At 74.9% G+C, this 23506-nt stretch carries 20 protein-coding genes; 10 read left to right on the top strand and 10 right to left on the bottom strand.

Annotated features, from left to right (window positions below):
• Nucleotides 1-24 precede the first annotated feature (24 nt).
• Nucleotides 25-837, top strand: a complete 813-nt coding sequence (locus tag AB0411_RS32350; RefSeq protein WP_366420836.1) for a MerR family transcriptional regulator — start codon at nt 25-27, stop codon at nt 835-837.
• Nucleotides 834-1505, top strand: coding sequence for a hypothetical protein (locus tag AB0411_RS32345; protein ID WP_366420835.1), 672 nt, complete (start codon nt 834-836; stop codon nt 1503-1505). The genes AB0411_RS32350 and AB0411_RS32345 overlap by 4 nt, the downstream gene beginning before the upstream one ends.
• A gap of 186 nt (nt 1506-1691) precedes the next feature.
• Here the strand turns inward: AB0411_RS32345 and AB0411_RS32340 are convergent, their stop codons facing one another.
• The gene (locus tag AB0411_RS32340; RefSeq protein WP_366420834.1) at nt 1692-3173 is read right to left on the bottom strand and encodes an RNB domain-containing ribonuclease; all 1482 of its coding nucleotides are present in this window, start codon (nt 3171-3173) and stop codon (nt 1692-1694) included.
• 521 nt (nt 3174-3694) lie between these two features.
• On the opposite strand from AB0411_RS32340, the gene yaaA reads away from it, so the two are divergent.
• Both yaaA and eda read left to right on the top strand, forming a co-directional pair.
• Nucleotides 3695-4492, top strand: a complete 798-nt coding sequence (yaaA, locus tag AB0411_RS32335) for a peroxide stress protein YaaA (protein ID WP_366420833.1) — start codon at nt 3695-3697, stop codon at nt 4490-4492.
• Nucleotides 4493-4716: 224 nt separating this feature from the next.
• Complete coding sequence (eda, locus tag AB0411_RS32330; protein ID WP_437044084.1) at nt 4717-5451, top strand: bifunctional 4-hydroxy-2-oxoglutarate aldolase/2-dehydro-3-deoxy-phosphogluconate aldolase; 735 nt, start codon at nt 4717-4719, stop codon at nt 5449-5451.
• A 168-nt stretch (nt 5452-5619) separates the two neighbouring features.
• On the opposite strand, the gene AB0411_RS32325 is transcribed toward eda, so the two are convergent.
• Genes AB0411_RS32325 through AB0411_RS32315 form a run of 3 tightly spaced genes read right to left on the bottom strand, consistent with a single transcriptional unit; the run spans nt 5620 to nt 8432 of the window.
• A complete protein-coding gene (locus AB0411_RS32325) occupies nt 5620-6810 on the bottom strand; it encodes a bifunctional RNase H/acid phosphatase (RefSeq protein WP_366420831.1) in 1191 nt (396 codons plus the stop codon).
• Between the two features lie 3 nt (nt 6811-6813).
• Nucleotides 6814-7557 (bottom strand): zinc ribbon domain-containing protein, encoded by a 744-nt coding sequence (locus AB0411_RS32320; protein WP_179265983.1) that lies wholly within the window; start codon nt 7555-7557, stop codon nt 6814-6816.
• The gene (locus tag AB0411_RS32315; protein WP_366420830.1) at nt 7554-8432 is read right to left on the bottom strand and encodes a Nif3-like dinuclear metal center hexameric protein; all 879 of its coding nucleotides are present in this window, start codon (nt 8430-8432) and stop codon (nt 7554-7556) included. Before AB0411_RS32315 ends, AB0411_RS32320 begins: the two co-directional genes overlap by 4 nt.
• 230 nt (nt 8433-8662) lie before the next feature.
• On the opposite strand from AB0411_RS32315, the gene AB0411_RS32310 reads away from it, so the two are divergent.
• Together AB0411_RS32310 and AB0411_RS32305 are read left to right on the top strand one after the other, a co-directional pair.
• Entirely contained in the window at nt 8663-10189 is a 1527-nt protein-coding gene (locus tag AB0411_RS32310) for a hypothetical protein (protein WP_366420829.1), read from the top strand.
• A 161-nt stretch (nt 10190-10350) separates the two neighbouring features.
• Nucleotides 10351-10518, top strand: coding sequence for a hypothetical protein (locus AB0411_RS32305; RefSeq protein ID WP_366420828.1), 168 nt, complete (start codon nt 10351-10353; stop codon nt 10516-10518).
• Between the two features lie 107 nt (nt 10519-10625).
• On the opposite strand, the gene AB0411_RS32300 is transcribed toward AB0411_RS32305, so the two are convergent.
• The 3 genes from AB0411_RS32300 to AB0411_RS32290 form a co-directional block, all read right to left on the bottom strand.
• Nucleotides 10626-11585, bottom strand: a complete 960-nt coding sequence (locus tag AB0411_RS32300; protein WP_366420827.1) for a 3-oxoacyl-ACP reductase — start codon at nt 11583-11585, stop codon at nt 10626-10628.
• Between the two features lie 100 nt (nt 11586-11685).
• Nucleotides 11686-12762: a Zn-dependent alcohol dehydrogenase gene (locus AB0411_RS32295; RefSeq protein WP_366420826.1), complete on the bottom strand. Its 1077-nt coding sequence runs from the start codon at nt 12760-12762 to the stop codon at nt 11686-11688.
• Between the two features lie 143 nt (nt 12763-12905).
• Nucleotides 12906-13781: a MaoC/PaaZ C-terminal domain-containing protein gene (locus AB0411_RS32290; RefSeq protein WP_366420825.1), complete on the bottom strand. Its 876-nt coding sequence runs from the start codon at nt 13779-13781 to the stop codon at nt 12906-12908.
• Nucleotides 13782-14133: 352 nt separating this feature from the next.
• Here AB0411_RS32290 and AB0411_RS32285 point away from each other — a divergent pair, with 352 nt between their 5' ends.
• Genes AB0411_RS32285 through AB0411_RS32270 form a run of 4 tightly spaced genes read left to right on the top strand, consistent with a single transcriptional unit; the run spans nt 14134 to nt 17875 of the window.
• Nucleotides 14134-15114, top strand: coding sequence for an ABC transporter ATP-binding protein (locus AB0411_RS32285; protein ID WP_366420824.1), 981 nt, complete (start codon nt 14134-14136; stop codon nt 15112-15114).
• Complete coding sequence (locus tag AB0411_RS32280) at nt 15114-15842, top strand: ABC transporter permease (protein ID WP_366420823.1); 729 nt, start codon at nt 15114-15116, stop codon at nt 15840-15842. The genes AB0411_RS32285 and AB0411_RS32280 overlap by 1 nt, the downstream gene beginning before the upstream one ends.
• 6 nt (nt 15843-15848) lie before the next feature.
• Nucleotides 15849-17273: a sensor histidine kinase gene (locus tag AB0411_RS32275; RefSeq protein WP_366420822.1), complete on the top strand. Its 1425-nt coding sequence runs from the start codon at nt 15849-15851 to the stop codon at nt 17271-17273.
• A complete protein-coding gene (locus AB0411_RS32270) occupies nt 17270-17875 on the top strand; it encodes a response regulator transcription factor (protein ID WP_366420821.1) in 606 nt (201 codons plus the stop codon). Before AB0411_RS32275 ends, AB0411_RS32270 begins: the two co-directional genes overlap by 4 nt.
• 36 nt (nt 17876-17911) lie before the next feature.
• On the opposite strand, the gene AB0411_RS32265 is transcribed toward AB0411_RS32270, so the two are convergent.
• The 3 genes from AB0411_RS32265 to AB0411_RS32255 all read right to left on the bottom strand — a co-directional run bounded on the left by AB0411_RS32265 (nt 17912) and on the right by AB0411_RS32255 (nt 23094).
• Entirely contained in the window at nt 17912-19357 is a 1446-nt protein-coding gene (locus AB0411_RS32265; protein ID WP_437044073.1) for an MFS transporter, read from the bottom strand.
• A gap of 324 nt (nt 19358-19681) precedes the next feature.
• Nucleotides 19682-20875 (bottom strand): lipid-transfer protein, encoded by a 1194-nt coding sequence (locus AB0411_RS32260; RefSeq protein ID WP_366420819.1) that lies wholly within the window; start codon nt 20873-20875, stop codon nt 19682-19684.
• A 35-nt stretch (nt 20876-20910) separates the two neighbouring features.
• Nucleotides 20911-23094, bottom strand: coding sequence for an acyl-CoA dehydrogenase (locus AB0411_RS32255; RefSeq protein ID WP_366420818.1), 2184 nt, complete (start codon nt 23092-23094; stop codon nt 20911-20913).
• Nucleotides 23095-23506: the final 412 nt, after the last annotated feature.

Here is a 23506-nt window from a genome sequence, read left to right as displayed (position 1 = left end):
AGCGGCAACGTTTGTACTGGGCACATGAGAATCGGTGAACTCGCAGGTCTGGTCGGCGTCAGTACCCGTGCCGTACGCCACTACCACCACCTGGGGCTGCTGCCCGAGCCGGAACGCCGGGCCAACGGCTACCGGGAGTACGGGCTGCGGGACGCCGTCGCGCTCGCCCGGGTGCGGCGGCTGACGGAGCTGGGGCTCGGGCTGGACGAGGTGCGGGACGTGCTCGCCGACGACGCCGGGCGGGAGCTGCACGAGGTGCTGGCCGAGCTGGACGCGGACCTGGCCCGTCAGGAGGAGCAGATCCGGGCGCGGCGGGCCCGGCTGGCGGCGGTGCGGCGGCAGGCGGAGCAGCACGGCGGGCTGCCCGCGGAGGGACCCGTGTCGGACGAACTGGCGGCGCTCTTCGCGGAGATGGCGCGGGCCTCGGCCGGGCGCCCCGGCCCGGAGCCCGCGATGGCGGCGAAGGAGCGGGAGGTGCTGGCGCTGCTCGAATCGACCGGCGGGGCGGAGGGGCAGAAGCGGATGGTGGAGCTGCTCGGGGAGATGGCCGCGGCGCCGGGGGCGATGGACCGGACCTACGAGGTGTACGGGCTGCTCGACGCGCTGGTGGACGCCTCGGTGGACGATCCGCGGGTGGAACCGGCCGCGCGGGCGCTCGCGGACTGCATTCCGGCGGCACTGGTCGCCGAGGTCGGGGCGGAGCACTGGGAACGGGCCGCCGGGACGGGCCCGGAGGGGGACGAGGGCTTCATGGCGGCGTACTACGCACACTTCGCGCCCGCGCAGGCGCAGGCCCTGCGCCGGGCCATCCAGCTGGTCGCGGAGCGTGCGCGGTGAGCCGGGAGAGCGCGCTGCGGCGGCTGGCCGCCCACGAGGCGCGGTGGCTGGTCAGCCTGGGCTGGTGGGCGGCACGGCGGCGGATCGGGGTGGCGCCGGGCGAGCGGGCCCTGGGGTACGCGGGGGCGCAGGCCGCGTTCGTGTACGGGCTGACCTTCGTGTGCGTGGTGGAGACGGTCGCGGTCGGAGTGCTGCTCGCGGACCATCCGGTGGCGCACGCGGTGATGCTGGTCCTGGACCTCTACACGGTGCTGATGATGCTGGGGTTCCAGGCGGCGGCGGTCACCCGGCCGCATGTGGTGGGCACGGACACGCTGTGGGTGCGGGACGGTGCGCGCCGGGACATACGGATTCCGCTGGAGCGGATCGCCGCCGTGCGCCATGACCTCCGGTTCGTCAGGGAGCCGGAGAAGGACGGCAGCGAGGTGGTGGAGCTGGCGGTCGGCGGTCAGACCTCGCTCACCGTCGAGCTGACCGAACCGGTCGTGGCCGTCCGGCTGTTGGGGCGGCGGGAGTCCGTGCGTACGGTGCGGTTCCATGCCGATGACGCGCGGGCGGCGGTGGCGGTGCTGCGGGAGCAGGTGGCGGCGGTGGCAGCCCTGCGGGCGGACGGGGCGGGCGCGACGGCTGAGGACGGCCGGGGCGCGGTGGCCGAGAGCGCCGGGTGAGCGGGGCCGCCGGGTGAGGGGGACCGCCGGGTGAGGGGGACCGCCGGGCGAACGGGACCCCCGGGTGAACGGGACCCCCGGGTGAGCGGGGCGGCCCGGTGACCGAGAGCGGCCCGGTGAGCGAGAGCGGCCGTAGCACCGTGTACGGGACCGGCGGCGTCACGGCACCCGAGGCGGCGGGTGCGGTCAGGCGGCGGTGAAGCGGACCGCATGATGGCCCGGGTCGGCTTCGGCGAGGCGGACCGGGATGCGGTGGCCGAGGGGCAGGGCGGGGCCTTCCGGGGCGGCTTCGACGGTGCCGACGACGGCCGGGTCGTAGAGGTGGACGGTGCCGTGGGTGGGGTCCTTCTCCTGGATGTCGACGACCAGCGCCTCGAAGATCTCGCCGACCCGGTCCCGCAGCAGGGCCGCCTCCACGAGGTCGACGCAGGACCGCTCCACCTGGTTGGCGCGCTGGGTGCCGGTCTCCATCTCGCGGGGCAGGGCGGGCAGCGCGCTGCGCACCCAGCCGGGCGGCTCGGCGCCGGCCGAGGCGGCCAGGCACAGTTCGGAGGTGTAGCGGTCGGCCAGCCGCCGCAGCGGTGCGGTGGCGTGCGCGTAGGGGGCGGCGACCGCGGCGTGCAGCGCCTCGGAGGCCCGGGGCGCGGTGCCGTCGAAGGCGGTGTAGCCGGCGCCGCGCAGCAGGGCGGTGCACTCCTGGAGGAACGCGGCGTGGGCGGGGCACCGCGGGTCGAGGGTCCGGATCAGCGCCGCGTACGAGGTGTGGTGCGGCCAGTCGACGCCGAGCGCGCGGGCGGTCAGCCGGAGCCGGGCGACCGAGCCGTCGGGGGCGGAGGGCAGCGTACGGAGGATGCCGGTGCCGGAGGCCAGCATCAGGTCGGCCGCCGCCATGCCGGTGAGCAGGGAGATCTGCGCGTTCCAGCCGTAGGCGGGGAGCGGGGCGCGGTATTCGAGGGTGTAGCGGCCGTCGTGCTCGACGATCTCCTGGTCGGGGACGTTCAGCGAGATCGCGCCCCGGGCGACCTCCCGCTCCTCCCGCAGCAGGCCGATCTCGCGGAGCAGGGCGAGCGGCTCCTCGGCCGTCCCGTCGTCGAGGATCCGCTGGACGCCGGTGTAGTCCAGCTGGGCACGGGAGCGGACCAGGGCGCGGCGTGCGGACGCGGCCGTCAGCGCGCCGTCGGCGTCGAGGTCGAGCTGCCACAGCACGGCCGGGCGGTCCCGGTCGGGCAGCAGGCTGGCGGCGCCCTCGCTCAGCACGTGCGGGTGCAGCGGGACGCGCTCGTCGGGGAAGTAGAGGGTCGTCACCCGGTGGTGGGCCTCGGCGTCCAGGGCGCCGCCGGGGGTCACGAAGGAGGCGACATCGGCGATGGCGTAGTGGACGCGATAGCCGCCGGGCCGCCGGGACAGGAACATGGCCTGGTCGAGGTCGAGGGAGCCGGGCGGGTCGAGGGTGAAGAGCGGGAGGTCGGTGGCGTCCTCCAGGGCGTGCGCGGTCGCCACCGCGCCGTCGGCGGCCGGGATGCGCGGGGCGCGGGCGGCGCTCTCCGCCTCGGCCTGTGCCGTGGGCGGGAAGTGGTCCGGGATCTCCAGCCTTCCGCGCAGTTCGCGCAGCGCGACCCGGAGCGGGGCCTCGGCCGCGTCGGTCACGTGCATATGGAGACGGGGCATGCCATCGAGCGTATGGCGGGCGGCCGCTCCCGTCGCGGCAGGCGGGTGACGGCGGGGTGCCCGGCAGGCGTACGGGGGGCCGGTCCCGGGGCGTCCGGGTGCCGGCCCGGGGACGCCTGCGCGGCGTGCGGGTACGGGACCTGGACGCCCAGGACGCGGGTGGTGACGGCGGGGTGCTCGACAGGCGTACGGGGACCGCTCCCGGGGCGTCCGGGCGGCGGTGGGTGCCGGACCTGGCCGCCCAGGCGGCGGCCGGTGACGGCGCGGGCTCGGCGCAACGGGCCGGCACCGGGGGCCCAGGTACCCGGCACCGGGGGCCCAGGTACCCGGCACCGGGGCGCCCGGGACCCGGCACCGGGGCTCCGCTCTCGGCATCGGGGCACGGGACCCGGGCCCCGTCGCGCCCGGCGCCCCGGTGGGCTCCGCCCGGGCGGAGCCCGGCGGTTCTCCGGCCGCCCGCCGCAGGCCATACGCTTTCCCGGGGCCGCACCCCCGCCCGTACCGCCGTGAAGGAGAACACCGTGCTCGTGCTGTTGCCGCCGTCCGAAGGGAAGGCCGCGGGAGCGGCCGGGGCGCCGCTGGACACCGGTGCGCTGTCGCTGCCGGCGCTGACCGCCGCGCGCGAGGCGGTGCTGGAGGAGCTGGTCGGGCTGTGCGCGGCGGACGAGACCAAGGCGCAGGAGGTGCTCGGGCTCAGCGACGGCCTCAAGGGCGAGATCGCCAAGAACGCGGGGCTGCGGACGGCGGGGACGCGGCCGGCCGGGGAGATCTACACCGGGGTGCTCTACGACGCGCTCGGCCTGGCCTCCCTGGACGCGGCGGCGCGCAAGCGGGCCGAGCGGTCCCTGCTGGTGTTCTCGGGCCTGTGGGGCGCCGTACGGATCGGCGACCGGATTCCGTCCTACCGCTGCTCGATGGGCGTGAAGCTGCCGGGGCTCGGCGCGCTGGGCGCGTACTGGCGGGCGCCGATGGCCGAAGTGCTGCCCGAGGCCGCCGGGGACGGGCTGGTGCTCGATCTGCGCTCGGCGGCGTATGCGACGGCCTGGAAGCCCAAGGGCGAGGTGGCCGGGCGCACCGCGACGGTGCGGGTGCTGCAGTCGAAGACCGTGGCCGGGGTGGAGAAGCGCACGGTGGTCAGCCACTTCAACAAGGCGACCAAGGGACGGCTGGTCCGGGACCTGCTGTCGGCGGGCCTGGCGCCGGCCGGCCCCGCGGAGCTGGTGGAGGCGCTGCGGGGCCTGGGGTACGCGGTGGAGGCGGAGCCTCCGGCGAAGGCCGGCAAGGCGTGGGCCGTCGATGTGATCGTGACGGAGCTGTAGGGCCGGGGGCCGGCGGGCGGTCCGCAGGGGGAGGCCGGCGCGCGGGCTGCACGACGGGGCCGGCGCGCGGGCCGCGGGGCGGGGCCGCCGGAGGGAGCGCGGGCAGGGCCGGCAGGCGGGCCTGCCAGCGATCCGGGCAGACGGGCGGCCCGCAAAGAGCACCGACCCCCCTCCCGTTGCAGCATGCGCAACACTCGTTGCACAGGGCGGCCCCTGCGCGCAGTATGGGCGGCGTGACTCGCGCCGCCGCCTCCTCTTCCTCTTCCGCGCCCCCTGGACCCGCTGGTCCCCCTGCGTCCGCCGCCCCCGAGTGCTCCCCTGCGTTCGAGCAGGACGGAGCCGCCTCGTCGGTCCTCGGGCTCGCCCCCGTCATCCCGGTCGTCGTACTGGACGACGCGGCCGACGCCGTACCGCTCGCCCGTGCCCTGGTCGCGGGCGGACTGCCCGCGATCGAGGTGACCCTGCGGACGCCCGCCGCGCTGGACGCGATCCGGGCCGTGGCCGCCGAGGTCCCCGAGGCGGTGGTCGGCGCGGGCACCGTGCTCACCCCCGGGCAGGTCGAGGCGGCCCGCACGGCCGGCTCCCGCTTCCTGGTCAGTCCCGGCTGGTCGCCGCGGCTGCTGGGCGCGATGCAGGACTCCGGGCTGCCGTTCCTGCCGGGGGTCTCCACGGCCTCGGAGGTGGTGACCCTGCTGGAGGAGGGCATCACCGAGCTGAAGTTCTTCCCGGCCGAGGCGGCGGGCGGCACCGCCTACCTCGCCTCCCTGGCCGCGCCGCTGCCGCAGGCCCGCTTCTGCCCGACCGGGGGCATCGGCCTGGCGTCGGCGCCCTCCTACCTGGCGCTGCCGAACGTCGGCTGCGTCGGCGGCACATGGATGCTGCCGGCCGAGGCACTGGCCGCGAAGGACTGGGACCGGGTGCGCCGACTCGCCCAGCAGGCGGCGGCGTTGGCGGCCTGAGGCCCTCCTGCACGAAGGGCCCGGCCACCATCGGTCATCCGATGGTGGCCGGGCCCTGTCGCGTACGAAGCGGCGTACACGGGTACGCGGCGTACGACGGGTCCGCGACGTACGGCGGACACGGGCGCACGGGCCCCGCACACGGCGGACACGGCCCAGGCGAGTGCCCTACCGCAGATGCGAGGTGTCGTTCAGCAGCCGCACCGAGGCGTTGCCGTCGGCGTAGTACGCGACGACCGAGAGCGATGCCGCGGACAGCTCCATCCGGAACAGCGACTCCGGTGGGGCGCCCAGTGCCAGCCGGACCAGTGTCTTGACGGGGGTGACGTGGGTGACCACGAGGACGGTCCTGCCCGCGTACCGCGCGAGGAGCTTGTCGCGGGCGACGGCGACGCGGCGGGCGACCGTCGCGAAGGACTCGCCGCCGCCGGTCGGCGCCACCTTGGCGGAGCCGAGCCAGGCGTCGAGGTCCTCGGGGTGGCGCTCGCGCACCTCGGCGAACGTCAGCCCCTCCCACGCCCCGAAGTCGGTCTCGCGCAGGCCCTCTTCGATGCGGACCTCCAGGCCGAGCCGCTCCGCGACCGCCCCGGCGGTCTCCCGGCAGCGCCGCAGCGGTGAGCTGACGACGGCCTGGATCGTGCCCCGGGCGGCGAGCGCGGCGGCGGTCGCCTCGGCCTGGCGGCGGCCGGCGGCGGAGAGCGCGGGGTCGGTGCCGCCGCTGCCGGAGAACCGCTTCTCGGGCGTCAGCGGGGTCTCGCCGTGCCGCAGCAGGACGAGGGTCGCGGGCGGCCCGAGGTCGGGGCCCCAGCCGACCGACGGGGCGGCGGCGGACGCGTTGTCCTCCGCCGTCGCCACTGCCTCGTCGGCGGCCCGGGCGGCGGCGCTGCGGGCGGGTGCGGCGGCCGTGGCGAGCGCCGCCGTGGAGTTGCCCGGCTCCCACTGCCTGCCGATCTTCCCGGCGTCCATCGCCTCGTTCGCGAGCCGGTCGGCGTGCTTGTTCTGCGCGCGCGGGATCCACTCGTAGGTGACCTGGTCGGGCGGGAAGACCGCACCGGCCTCGGCGGCCAGCGGCTTCATGTCCGGGTGCTTGATCTTCCAGCGTCCGGACATCTGCTCGACGACGAGCTTGGAGTCCATCCGCACCCGGATACGGGCCTGCGGGGCGATCGCGTGGGCCGCCCGCAGGCCGGCCACCAGGCCCTTGTACTCGGCGACGTTGTTGGTCGCGGTGCCGATGAACTCGGCGGCCTCGGCCAGTGCCTCGCCCGTCTCCGGGTCGAGGACGACCGCGCCGTAGCCGGCCGGCCCCGGGTTGCCCCGGGACCCGCCGTCCGCCTCGACGATCAGCGTGCGTGTCACGGCCTAGAGGCCCGAGTCGGGCGTACGGACCAGGATGCGGGTGCAGTTCTCGCAGCGCAGGACCGCGTCGGCGGCGGCCGCGCGCACGTCGTTGACCTCGGTGATGTTCAGCTCCAGGCGGCAGCCCTCGCAGCGGCGCTGGTAGAGGCGGGCCGCGCCGACGCCGCCCTCCTTCGCGCGGATCTTGTCGTAGAGCTTGAGCAGGTCGGCCGGGATGTCGGCGACGGTCAGCTCGCGCTCCTTGGCGACCGTGCCGCGCTCGGCGTCGATCTCGGCGTAGGCGGCGTCCCGGCGGGCGGCGGCGTCGTCGACCTTGGCCTGGATGGCGTCGACCCGGCCGGTCAGCTCGGTGACCCGCTCCTGGGCGCTCTCGCGGCGCTCCATGACCTCCAGGACGACGTCCTCCAGGTCGCCCTGGCGCTTGGCCAGCGAGGTCAGCTCGCGCTGGAGGTTCTCCAGGTCCTTGGGGGAGGTGACGGCACCGGAGTCCAGGCGCTTCTGGTCGCGGGCGGCGCGCTGGCGCACCTGGTCGACGTCCTGCTCGGCCTTGGTCTGCTCGCGGCTGGTGTCGCTCTCCTCGGTCTGCGCGGCGACGAGCAGGTCGCGCTGCTGGATGAGGTCGGCCTCCAGGGTCTGCAGCTCGGCCAGTTCGGGCAGGTTGTTGCGCCGGTGGGCGAGCTGGGTGAGCCTCACGTCCAGGGCCTGGACGTCGAGGAGGCGGATCTGGTCGGCGGGCGCGGCGTTCAGCGTGGGGCTCCTGTGGTGTGGGTCGGGGCGGAGAAGGGGGTGGACGCCGCGTGGGCGGTCCAGGGGTCGGTGACCGTGCGGGAGACGTGCGTGCGCAGTCCCCAGCCGTGCCGGTCGGAGACCGCGTCGAGCTGTGCCGCGGCCTGCTCGCACCACGGCCATTCGGTGGCCCAGTGGGCGGCGTCGAGCAGCGCCGGCGGGCTGTTCTGCCCGGTGGTCTGAGTGGCCTCGGAGGCCGGGTGGTGGCGCAGGTCGGCGGTGAGGAAGGCATCCGCACCGGCCGCCCGCACGTCGTCGAAGAGGCTGTCGCCGGAGCCGCCGGAGACGGCGAGGGTCCGGATCTCGCGGTCCGGGTCGCCGGCCGCCCGGATGCCCTGCGCGGTGGCGGGCAGCCGCTCGGCGGCGTGGGCGGCGAGCTCGGCCAGCGTCATCGGGTGCGGCAGCTCGCAGACCCGGCCGAGGCCCCGGCGGCCCGCCGGATCGCTCGGGTCCGGGACCAGCGGTCCGAGGATGCGCAGGTCCAGGGCGCCGGCCAGGGCGTCGGAGACACCGGGGTCGGCGGTGTCGGCGTTGGTGTGCGCGACGTGCAGGGCGATGTCGTGCTTGATGAGCGTGTGCACGACCTTGCCCTTGAAGGTCGAGGCCGCGACCGTCGTCGTACCGCGCAGATAGAGCGGGTGGTGGGTGACGAGGAGGTCGGCGCCGAGCTGCACCGCCTCGTCGACGATCTCCTGGACGGGGTCGACGGCGAACAGCACCCGGCGGACCTCGCTGCCGGGATCTCCGCAGACCGTGCCGACGGCGTCCCACCCTTCGGCCCGCTCGGGGGGCCAGAGGGCGTCGAGCGCGGTGAGGACTTCAGACAGTACGGGCACGGGTGGAAGGTTACCTCCCAGCTGTGACATGGCGCGGGGCCCTCGGGACGTCTCCCCCGGCCCCTCCCCGTCCGCCGCTCGGCCCATGCGTGAAATCCGAAGCACGACGGCCTTCTTGAACACCGGCGAACCGGACGATCGCCACCCTTATGCGTGAAGTGTGGCACCTGTCGGCGATCGGCCGGACGTGCGAAAACTAGCGTCGGCTGCGGACTGGAGGTGACCACTCGATGACGATCTGTGCCCCTGAGGGCGCCGCGGCGCCGGACAGCACGCACCGCGCGGCGCTGACGCTCGCCGCCGACGGCTCGTACGCCGCCCGGCTCGCCCGTCATGACGACGCCGCCGGGAGCTGGTTTCCGGAGCGCTGGACGCTGAGCGGCCCCGAGCCGTACGCCGTGCCGCTGCAGGGCACCCAGCCCGAGGAGCCGGACAGCGCACTGCTGCCGCTCACGGACGGGCGGGTGCTGATCCTGCGCCGGGTCGCCGACCGTTTCGTCGCCTCCCTGCTCTACCCGGCGGGCCCCGGCACCGGCGAACTCCTGCTGGGCGCCGTCCCGGCCCCCGAACTCGCCCTGCTGCCGCCCGCCCCCGACGGGAAACGGGCCTACGCGCTGGCACCCGAGGCGCACCACACCGCCCTGTGGCTGCTGCACGGCGGCGCGGACGGCCCCGAGCGGATCGCCCGGATCCCCGGCCGCTGCACGGGCGGCGTCTGGCTGGACCGGGGCGGCCGGCTGCTGGCCCTGGACCGGGAGCGGGACGGCCGGACGAAGACCGTGGTGGCCGATCTGGAGCGGGGCGGCGAGACGGGCCCGCTGCTGCAGATCACCGAGGAGAGCAACGACCGGCTGCTGCTCGCCGATCCGGACAGCGGGCTGCTGCTCGTACGGTCCGACGCCCCGGGGCACGACCGGCTGGGCTGGGGCGTATGGGGCAGCAGCCGGCCGGTGCGCTTCCCGGAGTGCCTGCGGCCGGCGGAGGGCACGCTCGCCCCGTTCGCGATGCAGCCGGGGCAGATGCTGGCGCCGGAGAGCTGTGCGGTGGCGTTCCGGGTGGAGACGGCGAACGGCACCTGGCCGGCCGTCTGGCGGCCCGCGGAACGGCAGTTGCGGCACATCCCGGCCCCGGAGGGGTGGTTGGCGGGATCCGGCCTGTGGACAACGGCCGGCGCGCTGCTGCTGCCGTACGCGACGGGGGCGGAGCCGTGCGGAGTGGCGCGGGTGGCGGTACCGGGGGCGGTGGCGGAGTCGGCGCGGCGGGTGGAGGCGGCGCGGCCCGTGGAAGCGGCACGGCCGGTGGAGCCGCCGCCCGTGGAAGCGGCACGGCCGGTGGAGCCGCCGCCCGTGGAAGCGGCACGGCCGGTGGAGCCGCCGCCGCCCGTGGAAGCGGCACGGCCGGTGGGTGCGATGCCTCCGCAGCGGGCGGTGGGCCCGACGCCCCCGCCGCGGCCGGTGGGCGCGATGCCGATGCCGCGGCCGGCGGAACCGCCGCGGGCAGGGGAGGCGCCCCGGCCGGCCGGTCCGGAACCGGCGCCGCGGCCGATGCCTGTCCCCGTACGGCCGGTGCGGGAAGCGGCGTGCGGGGCGGCCGCCGGGAGCGGCGGGGGGATTGTCCTGGATGCAGGAGTTGCCGACAACCGCTCCACAGCATCTGCACATCCACAGGCCGTGTCCGCGGAACCGCGGCGCCTTCCCGCGCATCCTCAAATCCGCAGGCCAGTGCCCTTGCAGCAGGCGCCGCTGGCGGCCCGGTAGACCCGGTGGAGCGCTATTTCCGGCCCCGTTAGAATTCCGGGCGGGGGCTGCGCAGCCGGTTGACCGGCCACCGACAGTGCCGCTCTGGGTCAGCCTTGGCGGCCGTCGGGCGAGGTCCCGACGCGTACAGCTGTAAGCGATCTGACGGAGTGACTCTTTCCATGTCCGAAGCCCGAACCGACACGACCCAGGCGAGCCCCCAGGAGGCATCCGCCCAGGCCGCCGAGGCCGCAAGCTCCGGCAGGCACCGTGGCCCGGCCGCCGCTGAGGAGTCCGGCTCCACCGCCCATGGCCGGCACCGCCGGGACAAGCAGCCGCAGGACGCGTAAGGGCGGTCCGGCGGGTCCCGACCGCCGACCGTACGCACGGCCGTGGCCACCGCACCGCATCGCGCGGAAGGTGGCCACGGCCGTCGTGCGTGGTGCGCCCTGGGCCGTCAGTCGTGCTTGAGGGCCAGCACCTCGGCCGCCGCGAAGGTCTCCCCCGGCGGGCGCTCGGCGAAGTACGGCGTCAGCAGGCCGTCCAGCTCCTCGAAGCTGAAGAGGTCCTTCGCGGTGTCGAACTTGGCGGCGATCCGCGGGCGTTCGGCGACGGCGACCATGCCGCCGTGCACGACCAGCAGCTGGCCGTTGACCCCGGCCGCGGCCGGCGAGGCGAGGTAGCCGACGAGCGGTGCGACGTGCTCGGGCGCGAGCACGTCGAGCCCGCCCTCCCCGGGCTCCCGGCCCGCCGGCCGGGCGGGAAGGCCGGCGAAGACGTCCTCCGTCATACGGGTACGGGCGCGCGGGCAGATCGCGTTGGCGGTCACGCCGTATTTGCCCAGCGCCAGCGCCGTGGAGGTGGTCAGGCCGACGATGCCGCCCTTGGCCGCGGCGTAGTTGGGCTGGCCCGCCGAGCCCGCGAGGAACGCCTCGGAGGAGGTGTTGATGATCCGGCCGTGGACCGGGCCGCCGGCCGCCTTGGCGCGCTCGCGCCAGTGGACGGCGGCGAAGTGGGTGGTGTTGAAGTGGCCCTTGAGGTGGACGCGGATGACCGAGTCCCACTCGTCCTCGGTCATCGAGAACACCATCCGGTCGCGCAGGATGCCCGCGTTGTTGACCAGGATGTCGAGTCGTCCGTACGTCTCGACCGCCAGGTGCACCAGGGCGCGGGCGTGGTCGTGGTCGGCGACGTCACCGAGGTGGGCGACGGCCCGGCCGCCCGCCGCCCGGATCTCGGCGGCGACGTCCTCGGCGGGCGCCGCCGAGGCCTCGCCCGAGCCGTCGCGGCCCGGCTGCCCGTAGTCGTTGACCACGACGGCTGCGCCGAGGCGGGCGAGTTCCAGGGCTTCGGCGCGGCCCAGGCCGCGCCCGGCACCGGTGACGATCGCGGTCAGGCCCTCCAGTGGCTGTGCCATTCCTGTCCTCTCCAGTCGTCTCGGAGCACGATGCGGTGCGGTGGATACGGGATGAGGGGGCACGGCGACGCGCTCCGTGGAAGCGTGAGCGCCGCGGGCGTCAGATCTCTATGCAGGTGCGCAGCGCGGTCCCGGAGCGCATCTGGTCGAGCGCCTCGTTGATCTCGGCGAGCCGGACGCGGTGGGTGATCAGGCCTTCGAGGTCGATCCGGCCGGCCCGCCACAGGGCGATGGCCCGCTCGTAGGAGCGCAGCACATCCCCGCCGCCGTACAGGGACGGCAGGATCCGCTTCTCGTCGAAGAACAGCTCGAACATGTTGACCTGGAAGGTGTCGTCCATGGCGCCCGCGCCGACGACGCACAGGGTGCCGCCGCGCCGGGTCATCTCGTAGGCGGTGCGGGCGGTGGCGGACTTGCCGACCACCTCGAAGACGTAGTCGAAGCCCTCCCCCGCGGTGATCCGGGCCTTGGCGTCGGCGAACTCCTCCGGGGCGACGGCTTCGGTGGCACCGAAGCGCAGGGCGGCCTCCCGGCGGGCGGGCACCGGGTCGACGGCGATGATCTGGGCCGCGCCGCAGGCCTTCGCCCCCTGGATGACGGAGATGCCGACGCCGCCGCAGCCGATCACCGCGACCGAGGAAGCGGCCTCCACCTTGGCCGTGTTGAGGGCCGCACCGAGTCCCGTGGTGACGCCGCAGCCGATGAGCGCGGCGATCTCGTAGGGGACGTCGTCCGGGATCGGGACGGCGCAGTTGGCGGCGACCACCACCTCCTCGGTGAAGGTGCCGGTGCCGGCGAAGCCGAAGACATCGCCGCCGGCGCGCCGGAAGTTGGGGGTGCCGGCGTTCATGAACCCGGCCAGGCACAGGTGGCTCTGGCCGCGTTTGCAGGACGGGCAGCTGCCGCAGGCGGGCAGCCAGCACATCAGGACGCGGTCGCCCTGGGCGAGCCCGGTGACGCCGTCGCCCACGTCGAGGATCTCGCCGGCGCCCTCGTGCCCGGGGACGAAGGGGGCGGGCTGCGGCAGCACCCCGTTCATCGCCGAGAGGTCGGAGTGGCACAGTCCGGTCGCCCGGATCCGGATCCTGACCTTGCCGGGGCCGAACCCCACCGCCTCGATGTCGTCGACGACTTCGAGCTTGTCCTGCCCTGTCTCGTGCTGTACGGCTGCGCGCATGTCACGGCTCCTCTCGTGCGTACGACGGCATGTCCGCCCTGCCCTGACCGGCGGGGGCGGCGACCGGCACCAGGGCGTCGCCGCACGGCCCCGCCCGTCGTGCCACGCCCGGCCGGCCGGGCCCCGGACCGGAAGGGACGGCGCTAGCTGTGCTCCACCACGGTGTCCGCCAGCACCGGCGCCTCGTCGCGGTCGGCGGCCGTGACCGACACCAGGACCCGGCCGGGCTCCTGCCACAGGCGGATCCGCAGCGTCTCCCCCGGGAAGACCACCCCGGCGAAGCGGGTCGTGTACGACCGCACCCGGGTCACGTCGCCGCCGAGCAGCGTGTCGACCACGGCCTTGAGGGTGACCCCGTAGGTGCACAGCCCGTGCAGGATCGGCCGGTCGAAGCCGGCGAGCTTGGCGAACTCGGGGTCGGCGTGCAACGGGTTCCAGTCGCCGGAGAGGCGGTAGAGCAGCGCCTGGTCGGGGCGGATGTGGCGTTCGGTGTGCAGGTCGGGGGCGCGGTCGGGCAGTTCGAGGCGGGCGGAGGGGCCGCGCTCGCCGCCGAAGCCGCCCTCGCCGCGGACGAAGATCTGGGTGTCGCAGGTCCACAACGGGCCGTCGTCGTCGGCGACTTCGGAGCGCAGCACGATGACGGCCGCCTTGCCCTTGTCGTACACGGCGGGCACGGACGAGGTCTGGGTGGCGCGGCCGCTCACCGGGAGGGCGCGGTGCACGGTGACGGTCTGCCCGCCGTGCAGGACCGCGGCGAGGTCGACGTCGATGCCCGGCGCGGCGAGTCCGCCGGCGACCGCCATGCCGCCGCCCGCGACGGTGGCGAAGGCGGGCAGGACCTGCAGTGCGCTCTCCAGGGTGTAGCGCAGTTCGTCCGGGTCGGTGGCGGGGTGGGGCTTCTCCGGTGTGGCCGCGCCGGCCCCGATACCGAGGTGGTAGAGCTGGACGTCCTTGTGGTCCCAGGCGAGTTCGGTGGTCCGCGGCTCGGCGGAGGTGGCCTTGGCGGCGTCGATGGGCATGGGGCTGCTTGCTCCTTCACCACGTTGCGAAGACCCCGGCCCGGCCGTCCGCACCGTCGACCGTGCCGGGGTCGTATCTGGTCGGCGCGGCCGCGCTCGGACAGCACACCTCTCGCACTTCTAGAACGCGTTCTAGCCGATGGCTCCCATGTATAGCCGATCCGCCCGGCACCCGGAACCCCTCTGACACTTTGTCAGATACGCCGGCGCCCCCGCCGCCTTCCGGCCCGTGGAGCGCCCCGCGCCGCGTCGAACCGTGACATTTGTCAGGTCGGATCACACACATTCGCCTCTAACCCCGCCCGGCAACTCTCCGTAACGTCGTAGGCATCGGACGAGAGGCGGGGCGGGCATGACACAGACGAAAAGGCCGGACAGCGCGGCGCACACCGCGGGAGGGGCACCGGCCGTGGCCTTCTCCGGGGTGACGCGGAGTTACGGCGCGGTGCGGGCGGTGGACGGGCTCGACCTGGAGATCGCGGCGGGCGAGACGGTGGCCCTGCTCGGACGCAACGGCGCGGGCAAGTCCACCACCCTCAGCATGCTGCTGGGCCTGCTGCCGCCCGGCACGGGCTCGGTGCGGCTGTTCGGAGGCACCCCGCAGGCCGCGGTGCGGGCGGGCAGGGTGGGCGCCATGCTGCAGGACGGCAAGCCCGTGCCGCGGGTCACCGTCCGCGAGCTGATCACCTTCGTCGCCGGCACGTACCCCCGCCCCATGGACGTCACCGAGACCCTGGAGCTGGCGGGCCTGGGCGAGTTCGGCGGGCGGCGGGTGGACCAGCTGTCCGGCGGGCAGGCCCAGCGGGTCCGCTTCGCGGTGGCGCTGGCCGGCAACCCCGAACTGCTGGTGCTGGACGAGCCGACCGCGGCGCTGGACGTCGAGGCGCGGCGCGTCTTCTGGCGCTCGATGCGGGCCTACGCCCGCCGCGGCAACACCGTCGTGTTCTCCACCCACTATCTGGAGGAGGCGGACGAACACGCCGACCGGATCGTGGTGATGGACGCCGGCCGGGTGGTCGCCGACGGCACCGGCGCCGCGATCAAGCGCCGGGCCGGCGGCTCGCTGGTCTCCTTCGACCTCGCGGGCGCGTCGACCGGGCCGCTGTCCGGACTGCCCGGCGTGAGCGCCGTGGAGGTGCGCGGCGACCGCGCGCTGCTGCGGACGGCGGACTCCGACGCGACGGTCGTGGCACTGGCCGGACTCGGCCTCGTCCGCGGGCTCCAGGTCGCCCCCGCCGGCCTGGAGGACGCCTTCCTCGCACTCACCTCCGGCAACGCCCCCCATACCCCGGCGCCCGACGCCGCCACCCGGTCCGCGAAGGAGCTCGCGTGATGCTCGACTACATCCGCCTCGAAGTGCGCCGCACCCTGCGCGACCGGGGCTTCGTCATCTTCGGCATCGGGATGCCGGTGCTGATGTACCTGCTGATGACCAACATCGGCGCGGGCCCCGGCGGCGCCGGCATGGAGTGGAAGACCGCGTCGATGGTCGGCATGGCCGCGTACGGCGCGCTGGGCGCGGCGATCGGCACGGGCACCGGCGTCGCCGAGGACAAGCAACTGGGCTGGCTGCGGCAGCTGCGCATCACCCCCCTGGGCCCGGTGCAGGTCGTCGTGGGCCGGGGGCTGACCGCTGCGGTGACCGTGGTGCCGGCCCTCGCCTCCGTGCTGCTGGTGGGCGGGCTGGTCAACGGCGTCCGGATGCCGGCCTGGCAGTGGGCCGCGCTGGCCGGGCTGCTGTGGATCGGCACCGCCCCCTTCACCCTGCTCGGCCTCGGCAACGGCTACCGCCTCTCCGCGCAGTCCACCGGCGTGGTCAACACGGGCTGCCTGCTGTTGCTGTCGATCGTCGGCGGCCTGTGGTTCCCGGCCGAGCTGTTCCCCGGCTGGCTGCGCTCGCTGTCCTCCTGGACCCCCGGCAACCGCTTCGCCGAGCTCGGCCAGAGCGTCACCCAGGGCGGCGCACCGGGCCTGGCCACGGTGGCGGTACTGGCCGCCTGGCTGGCACTCTTCGGCGGTTACGCGGTGTACGCGTACCGTCGGGCCGCACGCACGGTGTGATCGACGATGGGACAGACCGGGGAAGCGACAGTGCAGCAGACCGAGCAGTGGGCCGACGGGGACGACGGGCCCGGCGGCGCGGAGGGCGCCGACGGCCACGCGTGCCGGCCGAAGCAACCCGGCACGAAGACCGACCGGGGGCCGGGCAAGTACGCCTTCCTGCCCTGGCTGCTGATGGGCCTGGGCGCCTTCTCCAACATCATCCAGGGCAGGACCGGCAACCCCTGGCTGGCCGGTCTCGGGCTGCTCGCCTTCAACTCCCTCTACATCACCGTCGTCTGGTCGTCGTTCGACCCGCGGCTGCGGCACTCCCGGCGTCCGGTGTACGCACTGGGCCTGCTGACCGCCGTCACCTTCGCCATCGCCCTCGGGTTCGGCGACAACTGGTTCCTGTTCTTCCCGCTGCTGTCGCTGGCCTCCGGCACGGTCCGCGTCCTGCGCGGCAAGAAGCTCGCCCTCTGGCTGATCTCGCTCAGCGGCACGGCCGGGTATCTGGCCGGCGGGCACAACGACCAGCCGTGGGGCTCGTTCGGCATCGGATACGGCACCTTCCTGTCCGGCGCGGTGACGGCCACCGTCCTCAGCCTGTTCGACACCATCCAGGAGCTGAACACCACCCGCCAGGAACTGGCCCGCAGCGCCGTCGAGAAGGAGCGGCTGCGCTTCTCCCGCGATCTGCACGACCTGCTGGGGCACACCCTGTCCGTGGTGGTGGTCAAGGCCGAGGCGGTCCGCCGCCTGGCCCCGCGCAACCTGGAGGCGGCGCTCGCCCAGGCCGCCGACATCGAGGCGGTCGGCCGGCAGGCGCTGACCGAGATCCGCGAGGCGGTCTCCGGCTATCGCGAGGGCAGCCTGACCACCGAACTGGACCGGGCCCGTTCGGCGCTGGAGGCGGCCGGGATCGAGCCCGTCGTACGGCAGGCGGGGCCGCCGCTGCCCCCGCAGGCCGGCGCGCTGCTGGGCTGGGTGGTCCGCGAGGGCGTCACCAACACCGTCCGGCACAGCGGCGCCACCCGCTGCGAGATCGACGTACACGCCGACGAGGATCGGGTCCGGCTGACGATCACGGACGACGGCCGCGGTCCCGTAAGCTCCGGTGCTGCCGCGGCACCCGGCCCGGCCCGGCTCCGCGACCGCGTCCCCGGACGCGGCGACGACCCTGGCGGGGGCGGGGCGACCGGCGGGCGGAACGGCGCGGCCGGCTCCGGCCACCCGGACCCTGCGCGGGAGCCCGGCGCACCGGACGCCCCGGCGGCGGCCGACCCTTCGCGGCCCGTGGGCGGCACCGGCCTGAAGGGGCTGGCCGAGCGGCTGGCCGCGGTGGGCGGCACCCTGCGCAGCGGCCCCGACGGCCGGCGCGGCTTCCGTGTCACGGCCGAACTGCCGGTCGGCACGGGCGATATGGCGGACGTGGAGGAGATGACCAGGTGATCAAGGTCCTGCTGGCGGAGGACCAGGGAATGATGCGGGGCGCGCTGGCGCTGCTGCTCGACCTGGAAGAGGACATGCAGGTCGTGGCGCAGGTCGCGGCGGGCGACCAGATCGTCGCCGCCGCCCTCGACGCCCGACCCGACATCGCGCTCCTGGACATCGAACTGCCCGGCCGCAGCGGCCTGGACGCCGCGGCCGACCTGCGCACGGAACTGCCGTCCTGCAAGGTCCTCATCGTGACGACCTTCGGCCGGCCCGGCTATCTGCGCCGCGCGATGGAGGCCGGGGCCTCCGGCTTCCTGGTGAAGGACGGCCCGGTGGAGGACCTGGCGGCGGCGATCCGCCGGGTGCTCGCCGGCGAGCGGGTGATCGACCCCGGCCTCGCCGCGGCGGCGCTGAGCGCCGGCCCCAACCCCCTGACCCAGCGCGAACGCGACGTCCTGACCGCCGCCGTGGACGGCGCCACCGTCGCCGACATCGCCGGCAGACTCCACCTCTCCCAGGCCACCGTCCGCAACTACCTCTCCGCCGCCATCGGCAAGACCGGCACCCGCAACCGCATGGAGGCGGTGCGGGCGGCACGGCGCAACGGCTGGCTGTAGCGGGGACGAAGCGGGCCCGAGGCCCCCGCCTGCGGCTCAGTCGGGGGCGGCGTCCGCCGGTCGCCGGGGCAGCGCGAGGACCATCAGCACGATGCTGCCCAGCAGGATCCCGCCACCGACGTGGAAGGCCAGACCGTACCCGTCCGCCAGGGCCTTCGGGCCGTGCCCGGCCTCGCTGCGCGTCGCGGCGACGGTCGACAGGACCGACAGGCCCAGCGCGCCGCCCATCTGGCGGGAGGTGTTGATCAGTCCGGAGACCAGACCCTGGTCGGCGGGGTCGGCACCCGACGTGGCGATCGCCGCGATCGGCGTCGCGGTCAGGCCCGCGCCCAGCGCCATCAGGATGCCGGGGCCGAGGATCGTGCCGAGATAGGTGCCGTGGACGTCCATCGTCCCCTGCCACGCCATACCGGACGCGGAGATCACCGCACCGGTGACGGCGAGGGTCTTGGCGCCCACCCGGTTCATCAGCCGCGGGCCGATCTTGGAGCCGAGCACGATGGAGAGCGAGTGCGGGATGAAGGAGAGCCCGGCCTCCAGGGGCCGGTAGCCCAGCACGTTCTGCACATACAGCGACAGGAAGTACCACATCGAGAACATCGCGGCGCCGGCCAGCACCATCGCCCCGTTCGCCGAGGAGACCGAGCGCACCCGGAAGAGCCCCAGCGGCATCAGCGGAGCCTTGGTGCGCGCCTCGACGGCCAGGAACACCGCGATCACGACCAGCCCGGCCGCCAGCGGCAGCAGCGCGGCGGCCGAGGCCCAGCCGACCGTCTCGGTCTGCACGATCCCGTAGGCCACCAGCGCAAGCCCGGCGGTCACCAGCACCGCGCCCGGCACATCCAGCCGCCGCACGGCCCCCTGCCTGCTCTCGGTGAGCCACAGCACCGCACCGGCCAGCACCAGCGCCCCGACCGGGACGTTGATCAGCAACACCCAGCGCCACGAGAGGTATTCGGTGAGCACCCCGCCAACCAGACCGCCCACCGCGCCACCGCCGGCGCCGACCGCCGTCCAGGTGGCGATGGCACGCGTACGGGCCGGACCGGCCGGAAACGACGTGGTGAGGATGGTGAGGGTGGCCGGCGAGAGCACGGCGGCGCCGATGCCCTGGACCGTCCGGGCCGCGATCAGCTGCCAGGGCTGCTGGGCCAGCCCGCCGCCCAGGCTCGCGACGGTGAACAGCACCAGCCCGAGGACGAAGACCCGCTTACGGCCGAAGAGATCGGCGGCCCGGCCGCCGAGCAGCATGAAGCCGGCGAAGGTGATCACATACGCGTTGACGATCCACTGCAGGCCCAGTTCGCTCAGGCCCAGCCCGGTCCGCATGGCGGGCAGGGCCACATTGACGACGGAGACGTCCAGGACGACCAGGAACTGCCCCGCACACACCAGCACCATCACCAGCCAGGCCGGTGCGGCCGTCCGGCGCGTGGTTTCGGGCAGCGTGGCGGGGACGGCTATCGGCGGCATGCCGCCCATGCTCGCATTCGCCGCTTGAGTCCCGCATCGGCATATCGGTGCACAGGCCATCTGACCGGGGACCTAGGTCGTCGGACGGAGGGCTCGGGCGGGGCGGGCGAGGGGCGGGCACGGGGCGGACGGGACGTGGGCGGGGGCCGGGGCCGTAGGGGGGCGGGGCCCAAGGGGCGGGAGGAGGCGGCAGGGGCGGCAGGGGACGCACCGGGGCGTGGGCGGCGGGTGCCGTAGGGGCGGGCCCCTAGGGGGCGGGAGGGCCCCCGAAGGGCCAACTACCCAGAAAAATGGCGGGATGACCGCACCGGCGGGATGACCGCACCGGCGGGCTCACCGTCGCAGCAGCGTCACCACCGCGGCCCCGCCCAGGCCGATGTTGTGGGCCAGGCCCACCCGGGCGCCGGGGACCTGCCGCTCGCCCGCCGTGCCGCGGAGCTGCCAGACCAGTTCGGCGGTCTGCGCCAGACCCGTCGCCCCCAGCGGATGCCCCTTGGAGATCAGGCCGCCGGACGGATTGACCACCCACCGGCCGCCATGGGTCGTGGCGCCGTCGGCGACCAGTTTCCCCGACTCCCCGTCCGCGCACATGCCCAGCGCCTCGTACGTCAGCAGCTCATTGACCGAGAAGCAGTCGTGCAGCTCGATGACGTCGACGTCCTCGATCCCGAGGCCGCCGGCCGCGAACGCCTGCCGGGCCGCGGCCCGCGTCATGGGCTTGCCGACGGCGTCGATGCAGGACCCGGAGGCGAAGCTCTCCTCGGTGTCCGTCGTCATGGCCTGCGCGGCGATCTCCACCGCCCGGTCGGCCAGCCCGTGTTCACGGACGAACCGCTCGGAGGCGACCACGGCGGCGGCCGCGCCGTCGGAGGTCGGCGAGCACTGCAGCCGGGTCAGCGGCCGGTGGATGGTCTTCGCGGCGAGGACCTCCTCGACCGTGTAGACGTCCTGGAACTGGGCGCGGGGGTTGTGGGCGGAGTGCCGGTGGTTCTTGGCGCCGACCGCGGCGAGCTGCTCGGCGGTGGTGCCGTGGCGCTCCATGTGCTCGCGGGCCGCGTTGCCGAAGATCTGGGCGGTGGGCGGGGTCATCTCGAAGCCGTGGGCGGCGGCCATCACCCCGTAGTGGCGGGCCACCGGCGAGGTCTGGAAGTCGCCGGCGTCCGCGCCGCCGCCCAGCGCGCCCCGCTTCATCTTCTCGAAGCCGAGCGCCATCACACAGTCGTTGATCCCGGCCTCGACGAACTGGCGCGCCATCATCAGCGCGGTCGAGGCGGTCGCGCAGTTGTTGTTGACGTTGTAGACCGGGATGCCGGTCAGGCCCAGTTCGTACGCGGCGCGCTGGCCGGCCGTCGAGGCCTGGTAGCAGAAGCCGACCGGCAGCTGCTCGACGGCCTCGTAGCCGATGCCCGCGTCGGCGAGGGCCTCGGTGCCCGCCTCCTTCGCCATGTCCCAGTACTGCCACTCGCGGGTCTCGGGCTTCTCGAACTTCGTCATCCCGACGCCTACGACGTACGCCTTGCCAGCCATGGATGTCCTCCTGGAAGCGGCCGGATACGGGGAGTTCAGATCAGGGGGCGGGGCTCCGGGTCCCGGGGCAGGCCGAGCAGCCGCTCCGCGACGACGTTCAACTGCACCTGGGTGGTGCCGCCGGCGATGGTCAGACAGCGCGACATCAAGAAGCCGTGCAGCGCCCGTTCGCCGGCCCCCTCGCGCACCGCGCCCTCCGGCCCGAGCAGCTCCAGGGCCAGCTCGGCGACCTTCTGCTGGTGCGGGGTCTGCACCAGCTTGCGGATGCTGGCACCGGCCCCCGGCTCCAGGCCCGACACCTGCTGGAGCGTGGTGCGCAGCCCGATGCAGCCCAGGGCGTGGGCCTCGGCCGCCAGCGCGCCCGCCTTCGCCCGCACCGAGCCGTCCAGCGCGGCGGCGCGGCCGAGCAGGGCCTCCAGGCCGGTGTCGAAGGTCATCTGGTCGGCCATGTGGACGCGTTCGTTGTCCAGGGTGGTGCGGGCCACCTTCCAGCCGTCGCCGACCGCGCCGACCACGGCGTCGGCCGGCAGCAGCACATCGTCGAAGTAGACCTCGTTGAAGAGGGCGTCGCCGGTGATCTCCTTCAGCGGGCGGACGGCGATGCCGGGGGACTTCATGTCGACGACGAAGAAGGTCAGCCCCTTGTGCTTGGGCGCGTCCGGGTCGGTGCGGGCGAGCAGGATGCCGTGGCCCGCCCACTGCGCCGCCGAGGTCCACACCTTCTGCCCGTTGATCCGCCAGCCGCCGTCCACCCGCTCCGCGCGGGTCCGCAGGGAGGCCAGGTCCGAGCCGGCCTCGGGCTCGGAGAACAGCTGGCACCACAGCAGTTCGCCGCTCAGCGACGGCAGCAGATAGCGCTCCTGCTGTTCCCGGGTTCCGTGGGCGATCAGCGAGGGGACCACCCAGGTGGCGATGCCCAGGTCGCTGACGGCGACCTGGGCGTCGGCCAGTTCCTGCTGGATCGCGAGCTGCTGCACGGGGCCCGCGCCCAGTCCGTAGGGCTCGGGGAGGTGCGGTGCGGCATAGCCGGCGGGGGCGAGGGCGCGCCGTACGGCCGCGGGGTCGAGGCCGCGCACGCCGTCGACGACCGTGCGGGCCGCGGCCCGGTACTCCCGGGCCGCGGCGGGGAGTTCGAGGCGCAGCGCGCGCCGGGCCCCCTCGGCGCCGTGGCGGGCGGCGCGCTGCCGGTGGGTGTCCGGGCCGCCGAGCAGCTGGCGGGCCACGGTCGCCCGCCGCAGATGGAGGTGGGCGTCGTGCTCCCAGGTGAAGCCGGTGCCGCCGAGGATCTGGATGCAGTCCTTGGCGCAGCCGAAGGAGGCGTCGAGGGCGGTCGCGGTGGCCAGCGCCGCGACCAGGGCGCGGACGCCGGGCGGCTCGTGCAGCGCGCGGGCCGCGTCCCAGACCAGGGCGCGGGCCTGCTCGCAGCGTACGAGCATGTCGGCGCAGAGGTGTTTGACCGCCTGGAACTGGCCGATCGGGCGGCCGAACTGCTCGCGCACCTTGGCGTGTTCCGCGGCGGTGTGCAGCGCCCAGGCGGCCGTGCCGCAGCTCTCGGCGGCGAACAGGACCCCGGCGGTGTCGCGGACCAGGCCGTCGTCGAGGTGCAGCACCCGGTCACCGGGCACCGGCACCGCGTCCGCGCGCACTTCGGCGGTCGGCCGGGTCGGGTCGGCGCTCTCCTGGGCGCGCACGGCGAGCGTCCCGGTGTCGACGGCGAGCCAGACGGTGTCCGTGGCGGTGCGCGCGGGCAGCACGATCAGGTCCGCGTCGGCGCCGGACAGGACCGGGGGCGCGGTGCCGTCCAGGAGGTAGCCGTCGGCGTGCACCGCGGCGGTGAGGGTGCCGGGGCCGAGGGCGACGGCGGCGAGGCGTTCCCCGCCGGCGAGGGCCCGTACCAGGGGCCGGTGGGCGCCGTCGCGGTGCAGCAGCTCGGCGGCGAGGGTGGTGGGCAGGTACGGGCCGGGGAACGCGGCGCGGCCCAGTTCCTCCAGCACGACGGCGAGGTCGAGCAGGTCGCCCCCTCCGCCGCCGTCGGCCTCGGGGAGGTGGAGTCCGAGCAGGCCCTGCGCGGCGAGCTGGTCCCAGTACGGGGGCCGCCCCTGCCGTCCGTGCGCGGTGTCGAGGAGCTTGCGCACTTCTTCGGGCGGCACGGCCCGGGCGGCCCAGCCCCGCGCCGCGTCGGCCAGGTCACGGTGTTCCGGTGTGATTCCGATGCCCATGCGAGGCAGATTAGAACACGTTTCATTCTGACGGAAGGTCAGCACCGGGACGGGCCGCGGCGGCGACGGCGGCCCGTCCGGACTCCCCGGCCGCGCCCCCGCACCGCGCCCCCGCCCGAGCCCGGCCGGCCCCTCGGGCGTCCGTCCGCCATTCCCCGGGGAACGCCACGGATACGCGCAGCAAACGACTCGGTGAATTCCGGTACCCGGCAGTACGCGGCGGTTCGCAGCACCGCGCCTCGCCTTTCCCTCCCCGCCCCGACCCCGTACGCGAATTCGCCGCTTTCCGGCATCGGGAGAAACCGCCGGCGGCCAAAGGCCGGGAACGGGCGGGAAACCGACGGGAAGCGGACGGAAACCCGGCGGTAACCGACACGAACGGACAGCAGGAACGGCCGGGAGGAACAGCGAG

It is taken from the genome of Streptomyces angustmyceticus (assembly GCF_040701845.1).
In the GTDB taxonomy this organism is placed as follows: Bacteria; Actinomycetota; Actinomycetes; order Streptomycetales; family Streptomycetaceae; genus Streptomyces; species Streptomyces angustmyceticus_A.
Note: the sequence above shows the minus strand (reverse complement) of the source record. Positions and strands in the feature narration are given on the sequence as shown.